The organism is Thioalkalivibrio sp. (assembly GCF_041690275.1).
Lineage (GTDB): Bacteria > Pseudomonadota > Gammaproteobacteria > Ectothiorhodospirales > Ectothiorhodospiraceae > Thioalkalivibrio.
In genome coordinates, this window is sequence record NZ_JAWLHP010000010.1 from 19,146 (window position 1) to 32,809 (window position 13,664).

16 protein-coding genes and 1 other RNA gene are annotated in these 13,664 nt (G+C 67.6%); 11 read left to right on the forward strand and 6 right to left on the reverse strand.

Features of this window, described 5'->3' with window-relative positions:
• Together gorA and ACESMN_RS03070 are read right to left on the reverse strand one after the other, a co-directional pair.
• A partial coding sequence (gorA, locus tag ACESMN_RS03065) for a glutathione-disulfide reductase (RefSeq protein ID WP_373052114.1) occupies positions 1-1,332 on the reverse strand: 1,332 nt, incomplete at its 3' end.
• A 159-nt stretch (positions 1,333-1,491) separates the two neighbouring features.
• Positions 1,492-2,238 carry a glutathione peroxidase gene (locus tag ACESMN_RS03070; protein WP_373052115.1) on the reverse strand — a complete coding sequence of 249 codons (747 nt, stop codon included), beginning with the start codon at positions 2,236-2,238 and terminating at the stop codon, positions 1,492-1,494.
• A gap of 255 nt (positions 2,239-2,493) precedes the next feature.
• On the opposite strand from ACESMN_RS03070, the gene ffs reads away from it, so the two are divergent.
• From ffs to ACESMN_RS03100, 6 genes are all read left to right on the forward strand, one after another.
• Positions 2,494-2,590, forward strand: an RNA gene (gene ffs / locus ACESMN_RS03075) — signal recognition particle sRNA small type.
• A gap of 53 nt (positions 2,591-2,643) precedes the next feature.
• Positions 2,644-4,470 carry a DNA polymerase III subunit gamma/tau gene (gene dnaX, locus ACESMN_RS03080; RefSeq protein WP_373052116.1) on the forward strand — a complete coding sequence of 609 codons (1,827 nt, stop codon included), beginning with the start codon at positions 2,644-2,646 and terminating at the stop codon, positions 4,468-4,470.
• A gap of 53 nt (positions 4,471-4,523) precedes the next feature.
• The gene (locus ACESMN_RS03085) at positions 4,524-4,850 is read left to right on the forward strand and encodes a YbaB/EbfC family nucleoid-associated protein (protein ID WP_373052117.1); all 327 of its coding nucleotides are present in this window, start codon (positions 4,524-4,526) and stop codon (positions 4,848-4,850) included.
• 31 nt (positions 4,851-4,881) lie between these two features.
• A complete protein-coding gene (recR, locus tag ACESMN_RS03090; protein WP_373052118.1) occupies positions 4,882-5,472 on the forward strand; it encodes a recombination mediator RecR in 591 nt (196 codons plus the stop codon).
• A gap of 51 nt (positions 5,473-5,523) precedes the next feature.
• On the forward strand, positions 5,524-5,868 hold the full coding sequence (locus tag ACESMN_RS03095; protein ID WP_373052119.1) for a histidine triad nucleotide-binding protein: 345 nt from the start codon (positions 5,524-5,526) through the stop codon (positions 5,866-5,868).
• A 68-nt stretch (positions 5,869-5,936) separates the two neighbouring features.
• Positions 5,937-6,689 (forward strand): hypothetical protein, encoded by a 753-nt coding sequence (locus ACESMN_RS03100; protein WP_373052120.1) that lies wholly within the window; start codon positions 5,937-5,939, stop codon positions 6,687-6,689.
• A 97-nt stretch (positions 6,690-6,786) separates the two neighbouring features.
• On the opposite strand, the gene rsgA is transcribed toward ACESMN_RS03100, so the two are convergent.
• The 3 genes from rsgA to ACESMN_RS03115 form a co-directional block, all read right to left on the reverse strand.
• Complete coding sequence (gene rsgA / locus ACESMN_RS03105; RefSeq protein WP_373052121.1) at positions 6,787-7,677, reverse strand: ribosome small subunit-dependent GTPase A; 891 nt, start codon at positions 7,675-7,677, stop codon at positions 6,787-6,789.
• Positions 7,678-7,793: 116 nt separating this feature from the next.
• Positions 7,794-8,129, reverse strand: coding sequence for a 4a-hydroxytetrahydrobiopterin dehydratase (locus tag ACESMN_RS03110; RefSeq protein ID WP_373052122.1), 336 nt, complete (start codon positions 8,127-8,129; stop codon positions 7,794-7,796).
• Positions 8,130-8,144: 15 nt separating this feature from the next.
• Positions 8,145-8,423 carry a c-type cytochrome gene (locus tag ACESMN_RS03115; RefSeq protein WP_373052123.1) on the reverse strand — a complete coding sequence of 93 codons (279 nt, stop codon included), beginning with the start codon at positions 8,421-8,423 and terminating at the stop codon, positions 8,145-8,147.
• A gap of 219 nt (positions 8,424-8,642) precedes the next feature.
• Between ACESMN_RS03115 and orn the strand changes: the two genes are divergently transcribed.
• Positions 8,643-9,206, forward strand: a complete 564-nt coding sequence (gene orn, locus ACESMN_RS03120; RefSeq protein WP_373052124.1) for an oligoribonuclease — start codon at positions 8,643-8,645, stop codon at positions 9,204-9,206.
• A 23-nt stretch (positions 9,207-9,229) separates the two neighbouring features.
• Here orn and nadB read toward each other — a convergent pair whose 3' ends face one another.
• Positions 9,230-10,870, reverse strand: coding sequence for an L-aspartate oxidase (gene nadB, locus ACESMN_RS03125; protein ID WP_373052125.1), 1,641 nt, complete (start codon positions 10,868-10,870; stop codon positions 9,230-9,232).
• 144 nt (positions 10,871-11,014) lie between these two features.
• On the opposite strand from nadB, the gene rpoE reads away from it, so the two are divergent.
• The 4 genes from rpoE to ACESMN_RS03145 are packed head-to-tail and all read left to right on the forward strand — an operon-like array spanning position 11,015 to position 13,635.
• Positions 11,015-11,593, forward strand: coding sequence for an RNA polymerase sigma factor RpoE (gene rpoE, locus ACESMN_RS03130; protein WP_373052126.1), 579 nt, complete (start codon positions 11,015-11,017; stop codon positions 11,591-11,593).
• 13 nt (positions 11,594-11,606) lie between these two features.
• A complete protein-coding gene (locus tag ACESMN_RS03135) occupies positions 11,607-12,131 on the forward strand; it encodes a sigma-E factor negative regulatory protein (RefSeq protein ID WP_373052127.1) in 525 nt (174 codons plus the stop codon).
• Positions 12,132-12,137: 6 nt separating this feature from the next.
• Complete coding sequence (locus tag ACESMN_RS03140; protein ID WP_373052128.1) at positions 12,138-13,127, forward strand: MucB/RseB C-terminal domain-containing protein; 990 nt, start codon at positions 12,138-12,140, stop codon at positions 13,125-13,127.
• A 19-nt stretch (positions 13,128-13,146) separates the two neighbouring features.
• Positions 13,147-13,635: a SoxR reducing system RseC family protein gene (locus tag ACESMN_RS03145; protein WP_373052129.1), complete on the forward strand. Its 489-nt coding sequence runs from the start codon at positions 13,147-13,149 to the stop codon at positions 13,633-13,635.
• Positions 13,636-13,664: the final 29 nt, after the last annotated feature.

The window sequence follows — 13,664 nt, forward strand, 5'->3', positions numbered from 1 at the left end:
CTCTTCCGCGCTGGTCGGATGCAGTGGAATGGTGAGGTCGAAGTCGCGCTTGGTCGCGCCCATGCGTACCGCGACCGCGAAGCCCTGCAGCATCTCGTCCACCCCGTCCCCGACCATGTGGATCCCGAGCACGCGTTCGTCCTCGCCGGCGCAGATGAGTTTCATCGCCATCGGCGCGACGTCGTCCCTCGCAAAGGCGCGGGCGAGACCGCCGAACTCCGTCTCGTAGACGCGGACCGAGTCACCGAACGCCTGCACGGCCGCGGGTTCGGTCAATCCGACACCGCCCGTGGGCGGATGGGTGAAGGTGACGGTCGGAATCTGCGCATAGTCCACCGGCACGGGTTTGCGCTCCGGCGCCAGCCAGTGGTCGGCCAGCCGGCGCCCTGCCGCAATCGCCACGGGCGTCAGTGGTGCCTTGCCGATCACGTCGCCGAGCGCAAATACGCCCGCCACGCTGGTCTCCTGCCATTCGTTCACCGGAATGATGCCGTTGGGCAGGATCTCGACGCCGGCGGCCTCGAGGCCGATGTCGCGGGTCTTCGGGCGCCGGCCCACGGCCCACAGCACGCGCTCGAACGGACCGTGCCTCTGGTCCTCGCCGGCATGCACGGTGACCGCGCCCGGCGTCCCCTCGAGGCCCGTGACCGTCGCGCCGAGGTGCCTGGTGATTCCCTGCTCCTCCATGTGGCGCTCGAGCACGTGGCTGACCATCGGGTCGAACATCTCCAGCACCCGGTTCTCCATCGCGATGACCGTCACGTCAACGCCAAAGGAGCGCAGCATGCCGGCCATCTCGAGACCGATGTATCCCGCGCCGATGACCGCGATGGATTGCGGCAGGTCCTCCCACTGGAAGAAGTCATCGGAGGTCGCCCCGAGTTCGTGTCCCGGCATCCGCGGGACGATCGGTTCGCCGCCGGTGGCGATGACCACCCGTTCGCCGCGGTATTCCCTGCCGCCGGCGGACACCGTGCGGGCATCGACGAGTTGCGCGCGCTCGGCCACGTAGTGGACGCCGAGCCGCTCGAGGTAGCCGGACCAGTAGTCGTTGAGCATCCGCAGGAAGTCATGGCGCTGGCGCACCAGGTCCGCATAGCGCAGGTCCCGGACCTCGACATCCACACCGAATTCATGGGCATGGCGGGCGTGGCCCATGTGATGGGACGCGTACCAGGTGAGCTTCTTCGGGACGCAGCCCTCGTTAACGCAGGTCCCCCCGAGCGGCCGGGGATCGAAGACCGCGACCCGGGCACCGTGCCCTGCAGCCCGCTCGGCCACAGCCAGACCGCCGCTGCCTCCGCCGATCACGAGGATGTCGTACTCTTCCATGTTGGCTCCCGTTCAGTTTACGGACGCGGATGCGCCCCGGTAGACGGGGCGCCCGCGAGCAATGAATGTGGCGTGTATGCCCGAATTCTAACGTACTGGGCGGTACGGGGCTGAAAGGCCCGGTCGGGCGCGCCGGGGATCCCGTCCCCGGCGCGGGGGTCAGGCGGCCCGGCGCTCCACCAGCCAGGCCTTCAGGTCTTCCGACCCACCGATCCGGTGTCCCGCGATGAAGACCTGGGGCACGGTCATCGCTCCGGTTGCGGCGCGCAGCCCGCGCAGGGTGGTGTCGCGGCCGAGCACGATCTCCTCGAACTCCATGCCCGCATCCTGCAGGTCTTCCTTCGCCGCCTTGCAGTACGGGCAGCCGGGCTTGGTGAACAGCACCACGTCCTTCGGCCGCGAGGCGTTCGGGGCGATGTGCTCGAGCATGGTGTCGGCGTCGGAGACGACGAACGGATCACCGGGCTCGTCGGGTTCGATGAACTGCTTCTCGATGACGCCGTCACGGACCAGCATGGAGTAGCGCCAGGAACGCTTGCCGAACCCGAGGTCCGACTTGTCCACCAGCATGCCCATGCCCGCGGTGAACTCCCCGTTGCCGTCGGCGAGGAAGGTGACACGGTCTGCTCCCTGGTCGCTCTGCCAGGCCTCCATCACGAAGCCGTCGTTCACGGACACGCACACGATCTCGTCGATGCCGTGCGCCTCGAATACCGGCGCCAGCTCGTTGTAGCGCGGCAGGTGTGCCGAGGAGCAGGTCGGGGTGAACGCACCGGGCAGGGCGAAGACGACGACGCTGCGGCCGCTGAAGATGTCCTGGGAGCGGATGTCGTTCCACTCGTTGTCCTTGCGGCAGCGGAACGTGACGTCGGGGACGCGCTGCCCTTCTCGTGCTTGCAGGTTCATGAAGATCTCCTTGCTGTAGTGTGGTGAGTCGCTGGTTGCATGAATTCTGTCGTGCAGCCTGTGCTGCAACTGCGGGCAAGGTTACGGGGTGGGCAGGAATATTTCTAATCGAATGATTGAATAATGTTGATAGATTTTTCCAAATAATGGATCCGGTCGCGGACCGCGGCCGGTGCGCACGGTTGACGGCGACGCTCGAAAACGGGAACCTTACGGGTTCGCCTGATTTCTCAGGTACAGCGTTATGGTGGTCCGTGCCGGTCCCCTCGCGACGATAGGCTGTGAACCCCGCCAGGCCCGGAAGGGAGCAACGGTAGCAGCCGATTCGGGCGCCGGGGTGTGGCGGGTTCGGGCCACCACCCTTACGCACGGCCCTGCGGGGCGGATCGAGGACAGCGGGAGCCGATGACACATCAGGTGCTGGCCCGAAAGTGGCGCCCCGGGCGATTCGAGGACATGGTCGGGCAGCCCCACGTGGTGCGGGCGCTCGTGAACGCGCTCAACGGCAACCGTCTGCATCACGCCTATCTGTTTTCCGGCACCCGCGGTGTCGGCAAGACCACGGTCGCCCGGATCCTGGCCCGATGCCTGAACTGCGAGACGGGGGTCACCGCGACACCCTGCGGCCAGTGCCGTTCCTGCGTCGAGATCGCGGAGGGACGCCATCTCGATCTCATCGAGGTGGACGCGGCCTCCCGCACCCGCGTGGACGACACCCGGGAATTGCTGGACAACGTGGCCTATGCGCCGGTGTCGGGCCGCTTCAAGGTCTACCTGATCGACGAAGTGCACATGCTCTCCGAGAAGAGCTTCAACGCCCTGCTGAAGACCCTGGAGGAACCGCCGGAGCACGTGAAGTTCCTGCTTGCGACCACCGATCCGCAGAAGCTGCCGGTCACGGTCCTCTCCCGTTGTCTTCAGTTCAACCTGAAGCCGATGCCGTCGACCATGATGGCCGAGCATCTCGAGCGCATCCTCGCGGCCGAGGGGATTCCCGCGGAGGCCGGCGCCCTGCTGCGGCTTGCCGAGGCGGGTGAGGGCAGCATGCGGGACGCGCTCAGTCTCACCGAGCAGGCGATCGCCTACGCTGGCGCGGGCCTCACCGAGGCCGAGGTCTGCGACATGATCGGACTGCTGCCCCGCCGGCGGCTGACCGAGCTTCTTGACGCCGCCTGGACCGGCGACGGGCCGCGCCTGCTCGCAATCCTGGCCGAGCTGGACGCCCTTGCTCCCGATTGGCCACGTCTGCTGGATGCGCTCGCAGCGCTCGTGCACGGGGTGGCGGTGTGCCAGGCAATGGCGCGGGATCCGGCCGCACCCGGCTCGGAAACCGAAGCCGATGACGGTCTCTCGGCATGGCAGCGCGAGGCGGCAGGCCGCGAGGCCCCGGAGGACATTCAGCTGGCCTACCAGATCCTGCTTCACGGGCGGCGCGACCTGCCGCACGCACCGGACCCGCGCATCGGGGTGGAGATGACGCTGCTGCGTGTGCTCGCCTTCCGGCCCGAGGTGCCGCCCGCGAGGGACTCCGGCGCTCCCGGCAGCGCATCCCGCGCAGAGCGCCCGCCGCCGGAGCGGGCGCAGCCGCACACTGCGGGACCGCACGCGCGCCGGGCCTCGGGCCGCTCGAGGCGAGAACCGCGGACGCCGGCGGCGGCCGCGCCGGGCCGGTCCGCCGGTACGGCTCTCTCCGGCGGGGAAGATGGCCCCCCGGGGGGTGAGGGCGGGCGGCCGGATGTTGCCGCGACCGTTCCGGATGCGCGAGCGCGGCCGCGTGCGCGCGAGGAAGAGCCGGCCGTCAGCCGGGTCGCGGAGCCACCGCCGCTGGACTGGCATGCCTTCGCGCACTCCCTGAGCCCCGGCCCGACGCGGGAACTCGCGCTGAACGCGGACCTGATCGAGCATGACCGGCAACGGGTCGTGATCGCGGTCCAGCCCGGGCACCGCATGTTGTGCACGGGCCGGGGCCTGGCGCGGCTGACCGAGGCGCTTGCGCAGGTGCTTGGCGATGATATCCGCCTCGAGCTGCGCGAGCGGAGCGAGGCGTCGGCAAGCACGCCCGCGGCCAGGCTTGCCGCAGACGCGGCGGAGCGTCAGGCTAGGGCCGAGTCCGAGGTGCGCGCCGATCCGGTGATCGCCGCGTTGCGTGAAACCTTTGGTGCCGAGGTCGCCAGGGTGCAGCTGATCGACCGCGCCGATGGTGCAGGCGCAGGCGACCAGCCAGCGCCCTGACCGGCCACGGCGCTGCACGGCACAGGCAGTCAGATGACCAGGAGCGAGAAGCGATGATGAAGGGTGGCTTGGGCGGCTTGATGAAGCAGGCCCAGAAGATGCAGGAAGACATGCAGAAGGTGCAGACGGAGCTGGCCAACATGGAGGTCGACGGACAGGCCGGTGGCGGACTGGTCCGGGTGGTGATGACGGGCAAGCACGAGGTGCGCCGCGTAAGCATTGATCCGAGCCTCTTCGACGACGATCGCGACATGATCGAGGACCTGGTCGCGGCCGCGATCAACGACGCGGTACACAAGGCGGAGGCGGCCGCCCAGGAGCGCATGGCCAGTCTGACCGAGGGCATGGGTCTTCCGGCCGGCATGAAACTGCCGTTCTGAGGCGGCTGCGTCACTGCAGGGGCGGGGTCCTGTGGAAGCGGTCCTGGACGAACTGATCGCCGCCCTGCGGTGCCTTCCGGGCGTCGGCGCGAAATCCGCGCGCAGGATGGCGCTGCACCTGCTCGAGCGGGATCGCGCGGGCGCCCGGCGCCTGGCCGTGGCACTGGAAGCGGCGGTCGACACGGTCGGTCACTGTTCCGTGTGCCGGACGCTGACGGCCCGCGAGACCTGCTCCCGCTGCCTCGACACCGGGCGGGACGACGGGGTCATCTGCGTGGTCGAGACCCCCGGCGACGTGCTGGCGATCGAATCGGCAACGGACTTCCGGGGGCTGTTCCACGTGCTGCTCGGGCGGTTGTCGCCGCTGGACGGCATCGGTCCCGAGGATCTTGGCCTGGACCAGCTCGAGAAGCGCCTGCAGGACCACGCCGTGCGGGAGTTGATTCTGGCGACCAACGCCTCGGTCGAGGGCGAGGTGACGGCGCACTACATCGCCGAGATGGCCGCACGCCATGGCGTGCGGGCGACGCGGATCGCGCAGGGAGTGCCGACGGGTGGGGAGCTCGAGTATCTGGACGCCGGGACGCTTGCGCACGCACTGTCCGGTCGCCGCGACTACTGACCTACCACTGGCCCCGAAGCCCGCGGGCCTGACAGCCGGGAGACGAACAACATGACGGATTGCGTATTCTGCCGCATCGCGGCCGGCGAAATGGAGCCGCAGATGATTCTGGAAACCGAGTCTGTACTTGCGTTCCATGACCTGAACCCGGTCGCGCCCCAGCACGCGCTGGTGATTCCGCGCCGCCACATCGCCACGCTGGATGACACCGTGCCGGAAGACCGCGAAGTGTTGGGAGACCTGATGCTGGCAGGCGCGGAGGTCGCGCGAAAGCTGGACCTGGAAAACGAAGGTTACCGGACAGTGATGAACTGTGGCCACGGCGCCGGGCAATCGGTGTATCATATTCATCTGCACGTGTTGGGTGGACGCAACTTTTCTTGGCCACCTGGTTAACTATGGTCTATGCTGTTGGATAGAAAGCAGTGAGTCGGGGCAGGGCAGGACCTGCCGGGAGAACGGATATGAGCGTATCGCCTGAAACGGGAAGGCTTGCGGGCCGCATCACGCTGGTCGCCGCCGCGGTCGCGATGTTCGTGTCCCCGCTGCATGCGGAGACCCGCTCGGCGTACGACCTCTCCTACACGCCCGGCCGGGACGCCCTGTCGACGCTCGACGTCTTCTCCGGAGCCGACAGCCTGCGCCCCGGGTTCCGGAACGACGTCCAGCGGGGCCGGGAACTCAACGTCGAGGTCCGTTCGATGCAGATGCCCTCGGTGGCCAGCCCCGGGGCCGCCGACCGCGGGGTAGAGACCCGGGGCGGGTTCATCCAGCACTTCGGGGGCACCGGTTTCGGCTATGGCGTCGATCTGGGCGTTGGTCTGGGTTCATCCGGGAGCGCGGATGCCTGGCTCGCCGATGACGCCTTTGCCGGAAGCAGCAGCTTCGTGGTCACGGATCTCAGTACCGGCCCCACCTATCAGACCGGCAATCTGGAAAGCCGGGTGCGTGTCGGGGTGCGCTATCCGCTGCTCGGTGAGCCGGACGCCGCCACCGCGTTCCATGGTCACCGGGGCGACACCTGGCGCAGCGCGGGCTACCTCAGTCTCGATAGCAAGCTGCGCTTCAGCAATCAGACCGAGATGTCACTGAGTCTCTTCTACGACGACTACGGGCTCGGCTCCTCGCGCGACTGGCTGAGCGATCGCCTTGATTTCCAGGGTGGCGGGGGCTCGACCGATTCGGTGATCGGTTTCGAGATGGGCCTGAATTTCTGACTCGGTTCGCCTGCCACGAGGCTGTAGGCGCGGTTGTGTAGGAGCGGCTTCCAGCCGCGATCCCACGCCTGCCCCTCGGCTCCACTTCCGCCGCCCTTCACCTCCGATCCCGGCCGTCCGCCACCAGGGTCTCCAGCAGTTCCCGCCAGGCCGCCAGGCGCGCTGCAGGCAGCAGATCCCGATCCACCGCCCCGCGCACCGCGCAGCCGGGTTCGGAACGGTGAGTGCAGTCGCGGAAACGGCAAACCGCCGCGTGTTCGGACAGGTCGGGGAAGCCCTGCGCCAGTTGATCGACGGAAATGATCTCCGGACTGAAATCGCGCACGCCCGGCGAGTCGATCCAGGCGCCGCCGCCCCTGGCTTCGTACCAACGGGCCGTGGTTGTCGTGTGCCGGCCTTCTCCACTCTGACCGACCCCGGCGATGCGCAGCCGCTCATCCGGCAACAGCGCCTGGATCAGAGAGGACTTGCCGACGCCGGACGGCCCCACGAGGATGTTGCTCCCGCCGGAGGCGGCCGCGCGGAATGACTCGAGTCCAAGGCCGGTGCGGGCGCTGACCCGGAACACCGGCAGGTCCAGGTGTGCGTAGTCCGACAGATCGGGAGCCGATGTCATGCCATCCACCGGTTGCGCCAGATCGGACTTGTTCACCACAATGCCGGCCTCGGCCGGCAGGTTGCGGATACCGGCCAGAAACCGGTCGATCAGCAGACGCGGGATTGCGGGCCGCGGGGCGACCACGATCCACACCCGGTCGATGTTGGCGGCGATCGTCTTCGAGCGATTGAATCGGTCTCGCCGCCTCAGATGATTGCGGCGCCGCTCCCGGCCCCGGACGGACGCTCCCACGGGATCGACCGCCACCACGTCCCCGCAGACCACGTCATCGAAGCGGCGCCGCAGGCTCACGCGCTGGACACCGCCATCCGGCCGTAACACGTCGATCTCACTGCCGTAACGCGCGAGGACGCGGCAGCGCAGGCTCATGCCGGCCCGAATCCGCCCGCTTCCCTTGCGCGTTGCGTCACGGAGCCGCCGGCGAGCCCGGGTTCGGGCCTGCGGCGGCTCCTGACGGTCATGCTCAAGGACGCCTGCGTGCAGGCTTATTCGAAAAGGGCATCGACGCGTGCCGCGCAGATGAAATCGTTCGGGCTCAGCCCGCCGATGGCGTGCGTCGAAAAACGTACCACGCAATGCCCGTACGAGACCTCCATGTCGGGATGGTGGTCCTCCCGGTTGGCAATCCATGCGACTGCGTTCACAAAGGACATGGTTTCGTGGAAATTGGCAAACTCCAGCCGCCGCGAGATCCGGCCCGCCGCGGTGTCGAGGTCCCAGTCTTCGTGCAGCTGTGCGAGCATCTCGTCACATTCCGACGGAGAGAGGGGGCCGGCAAAGGCCTCCGGTGCGTCGCAGTGTCGCTTGCTCAGGTCGGTCATCGTGACACCCCGGATTCAGAAGTTGTAGTAGTTCTCGCCAAGATAGGCGGCCACTGCCTCAACCTCGTCATCGAACCAGCCGGTTCCGAGATTCACGTTGCACCGGTTGACCTGGGTGATCAACGAACTCATCGAATCGACCATGCGGTCGTCGCGGGTGTACACCTCCGTTCCGTGGCAGCTGACGCAGTTTTCCTGGTGCAGTTTTTCGCCCAGCGCCGGATCCTCGGCATGTACGGGGCTGCCGAGCCCGACGAAAAGCAGAATGCCGAATGCAGTAAGGCCATGACGCATGATTCTCTCCTGCGGATGAAGGAACGCGCGCAGCGCGCTCGTGGTTGTCCTCTCCCGCTTGCGGGAGAGGCGATGGGTTGACGGACCGGTCGCGGCGGCATGCGATCGTGTTGCATCTTCCGGAGCCGCTGGTGCCGTGATGGTCGTTCGCCCGAAGGAAACCGGAACGTCAGTGCCCGGTCCGGGATGATAGACTGACGCGCCAACCCTGGAGACGGCATGGGTCAGAACGCCGACAACCTGATCTGGATCGATCTCGAGATGACGGGGCTCGATCCGCAGACGGATCTGATTCTCGAGGTCGCGACCATCGTGACCGACAAGGACCTGAACCTGCTCGCGGAGGGTCCGGTGATCGCGATCCGCCAGGACGAGTCCGTTCTCGGCGGGCTCGACGACTGGAACCGGCGCACCCATGGGGCTTCCGGGCTCCTGCAGCGGGTACGGCAGAGCCCGATCGACGAGATCGACGCGGAACGGGCCACCCTGGATTTTCTGAGCCAATGGGTGCCGCCTCACGCATCGCCGATGTGTGGCAATTCCATCTGCCAGGACCGGCGTTTCCTGGCCCGCTGCATGCCCGATCTCGAGGGCTACTTTCACTACCGCAACCTCGACGTCAGTACCCTGAAGGAGCTTGCGCGGCGCTGGGCCCCCGGCGCGCTCTCGGGCGTGAAGAAGGATGCCACGCACCAGGCGCTGCAGGACATCCGCGACTCCATCGAGGAGTTGCGCCACTATCGCGAGCATTTCATCCGCATGCCGCAAACGAAGACCTCCTGAAACCTCACGCCGCGGGTTTCCGCTCAGTCCGGCTCGGCCCGCTGGGCCGCCGGAGGTGACAGCACCGTCGGACCGGGATGCAGGTTCGGATCGCGCTCCGGGAAGTCGCGGATGAAGTGCAGGCCGCGGCTCTCCCGGCGTTCCAGGGCGCTCCTCACGATGATCTGGGCCACGAGCACCAGATTCCTCAGTTCGATGAGATCGGGCGTGATCCGATAGTGAGCATAGTATTCATGGACCTCCTCCATCAGCACATGGATGCGCCGCTGCGCCCGCAGCAGGCGGTCACGGGCGCGCACGATTCCGACATAGTCCCACATCAGCCGGCGCAGTTCGTCCCAGTTGTGCGACACGACCACTTCCTCGTCGGAATCGGTGACCCGGGATTCGTCCCAGTTCGGCGGCCGCGGCAGCGCCTCCGGTGTCAGCGCATCGGTGTCGGAGAGGATGTGCCGGGCGGCCGCACGGGCGTAGACCAGGCACTCCAGCAGCGAATTGCTGGCCATCCGGTTGGCGCCGTGCAGGCCGGTGTAGGACACCTCGCCGGCGGCATACAGCCCGGGCACGTCGGTGCGCCCGTGGGCGTCCACCATCACACCGCCGCAGGTGTAGTGCGCGGCCGGCACCACCGGCAGAGGCTCGCTGGTCATGTCGAACCCGAATTCCAGGCAACGCTGGTGAATGGTCGGGAAGTGTTCGCGTACGAACTCGGGGCTGCGATGGCTGATGTCCAGGTAGACGTGGTCGACCCCGAGCCGCTTCATCTCGTAGTCGATCGCGCGGGCGACGATGTCGCGCGGCGCGAGTTCGGCACGGGGATCAAAGCGCTCCATGAACGGCGTGCCATCCGGTAGCAGCAGACGGCCGCCCTCGCCGCGCACCGCCTCGGAAATCAGGAAGGACTTGGCCTGAGGATGAAACAGGCAGGTGGGGTGAAACTGCATGAACTCCATATTGGCGACCCGGCAGCCGGCGCGCCAGGCCATCGCGATGCCGTCGCCGGTGGCGCCGTCCGGGTTCGAGCTGTAGAGGTACACCTTGCTGGCGCCGCCGGTCGCCAGGATCACCATCGGGGCCAGGATGGTCTGCACCTCCCGGGTCTCGCCATCCTGAACGTAGGCGCCGATCACGCGTCGCCGACCCTCCACGCTGGCGAGGATCAGGTCGACCGCGAGGTGACGCTCGAACACCTCGATGCGCGCCTGCCCGCGCGCGGTCCCGACGAGTGCCTCCTCGATCGCCAGCCCGGTGGCGTCGGCCGCGTGGGCGACCCGGCGCGCGCTGTGGCCGCCCTCCCGGGTCAGGTGCAGACGACTGCGTCCCTCGTGGGCCTCGCGGGTAAAGGGGACGCCCAGACCCGCCAGCCAATTGATGGCCTCGGGCCCTTCCGCAACCGTTCGGCGGACCGCGTCGAGCTCGCAGAGCCCGGCGCCGGCATCGAGCGTGTCAGCGACGTGCGACTCGAACGAGTCGGCCTGGTCCAGGACCGCCGATATCCCGCCCTGCGCGTAACGGGTGCTGCCTTCATCGACCGGTCCCTTGCTGATGATGGCGACCCGTCGGCTGGGGGCCAGGTGGAGCGCCGCGGTGAGGCCGGCGGCGCCGCTGCCGATGATCAGCACATCGAAGCGTTCCTGCGCGGGGCCCATTTGTGTTGCAGCCATGGCTCAGGTAACTTTCCGGCGTTGTCTTGCGCACACAATCGCACGGTCCGGCACCCCGGAGCCGATCAGGACGAACTTCAACATGCCGACACGGTCCATGCAGCCAAGATTAGCGGAACTGGCGCTTCGGGCGGGAGTGCCCGCATGAGCGAGAAGGCTTCGGACGAGGCCCTCGTGCGCCGGGTCCAGCGCGGGGAGAAGGCGGCCTTCGACATACTGGTCCTGAAATATCAGCACAAGATCATCAACCTGGTCGGACGTTACGTGCATGATCATGCCGCGGCACTCGATGTCTCCCAGGAGGCCTTCATCAAGGCCTACCGCGGGCTGGCGAATTTCCGGGGTGAGAGCGCCTTCTACACCTGGCTCTACCGCATCGCGATCAACACCGCGAAGAACCACCTGGTCGCCCAGGGACGTCGGCGCCCGGAGGCTGAGGTGGACCCGCAGGACGCCGAACAGATGGGCGGCGATTCCGCACTGAAGGATAGTGCAACCCCGGAAGGGGAGATGTTGTCAGAGGAGATACAGGCGGCAGTGCAGCGGACGATCGAGCGGTTGCCGGACGATCTGAGAACCGCGATCACGCTGCGCGAACTCGAAGGACTGAGCTACGAGGAGATTGCCCAGACCATGGGATGCCCGATCGGCACCGTCCGCTCGCGCATCTTTCGGGCCCGCGAGGCCATCGACCGGACCCTGGGTCCGTTGCTAAACGATTGAGCGAGCAGAACCAATGAACGACCAAGCAAGCAAGTCCGAACGTCTCTCCGCACTCGTCGACAACGAAACCGAAGGCTTCGAGACGCGCCGCCTGATCGACGAACTCCTGAAATCCGAAGACGACCGCCGAATCTGGGCCCGCTACCACCTGATCGGCGACAGCCTGCGCGGTGGTATGAAGCGGGTCGCACCCCGGGATTTCCTGGCAGGGGTGCAGAGCGGGATCGCCGATGACAACCCGCTGGACGTGCACAGGGACCCGCCCGCGAGCGGGCGCTGGATGAAGCCGGTTGCCGGAGTCGGCATCGCGGCTGCGGTGGCGGTGGTCTCCCTGCTCGGGCTTCAGACGATCACCGGTACCGACGACGGAGTGCCCGCCGCAACGGTGGACACCAGCACCATTCAGGAGCCGGCCGAGAGCGAGCTGGTCACGGCGCCCGACCCGCGCTTTGCGCGCTATCTCGAAAACCACGCGGAGCTGGTGGCTCCCGGTTCTTCGGCATTCGCCCGGGTGCGCAACTCGGTCGATGGCGAGTAAGTGGGGATGTGGGGCTGGACCCTGCGTGTCGTCGCCGTACTCGCGCTCCTCCTGCCGCTGAACCTCCCGGCGGAGGAGGACTACGGTCCGGAAGAGTGGCTGGAGCGCATGGCCGACAGCATGCACCGGCACAGCTACGAAGGCACCTTCGTGTTTCAGCGGGGTGAGCGCATGGACACCGTGCGCGTGGTCCATGCGGCCGAGGAGGACGGATACCGGGAGCGTCTGCAGACCCTGACCGGGTCGGCGCGTGAGGTGATTCGCGAGGTGGACCGCATCAGCGCGATCAAGGGCGCACGCATCGACGGCGGCGGCCGGCAGCAGGGAGGAGCCCCGCAACGACCACCCGCCTTCGCGGCGGCGATGCTTCGGGCGAACGAACGCTATGACCTGAGCTCATCCGGCTTTGACCGGATCGCCGGATTCCCCTGTTACCGGCTGCATGCCGAGGCGCGCGACGCCTATCGCTACAGTCACGAGTACTGCCTGCACCGAGACACCGGTCTTCCGCTGCTCAGCGAGCTGATCGACGGGGACGGACAGCTGCTCGAACGGCTGATCTTCACCGAGCTGGAGTTTCTCGACGTGGTGTTCGAGGAATCCCTTGCGCCGCACGGCTGCGACGCCCGACGGATCGAGGTGCGTGCGGCCGGGGTCTCGCCTGAACAGCAGGACCGGCACGGCCAATGGTACTTCCAGGACCTGCCGCCCGGGTTCAGCACGGTCATCGTGACCGAGCGCAGCATCGGACCGGAGGAAGACGGCGGGTCGTCATTGCACTTCGTGCTCAGCGACGGGCTCGCGACCGTATCGGTCTACGTCGATCCCACCACGGACGACAAAGAGACCTTCGAGGGCGTGACCCGATCGGGGGCGACCCATGCCCTCGCCCGGCCACTTGCCGGTCATCAGGTCACGGTGGTTGGCGAGGTGCCGGTCAAGACGGCTGAGCGGATCGCCGACGCCGCGCGTTTCCGCGCCGGCGGGATCAACTGAGCTCCGCCGGCGGCCTCCGATGAGCGACTGGCTGGAAGAACAGGGCGTAGTAGTGGCGGCCGACGCGGCCTGGGCGACGGTGCGCGTGGAGCGCCGGTCGACCTGCGGCTCCTGTTCGGCCCGCAGTGGTTGCGGCAATGGCGTGTTGTCGGAGGTCCTCGGGCGGCGCGAACTCGAGTTGCGGCTGGCGAACAGCCACGGGCTGCGACCGGGCGACCGCGTCAGGCTGGGCGTGCGCGACCGCGCGCTGGTGTCCGGCGCGGTTGCGATGTATCTGCTGCCCCTGTTCGGGATGATGCTGCTGCCGATCACGGTGGGCTGGATTGCCCCCGGGCTGGCGGATGGAGTCCTGATCCTGGCCGGTATCGCCGGGTTCTCGCTGGGGCTCGCGGGGGTGCGCCGATGGCTGCGCGGCCAGGGGGACCGCTTCGAGCCGGTGCTGCTTGGACGGCAGCCGGCGGGCCAGTCCCCGATGCCGTCACCCGCCGCCGGCCGCATCGTCGACTAGCCCTCCGCGCATGGCCGTTGGCGCCGCTC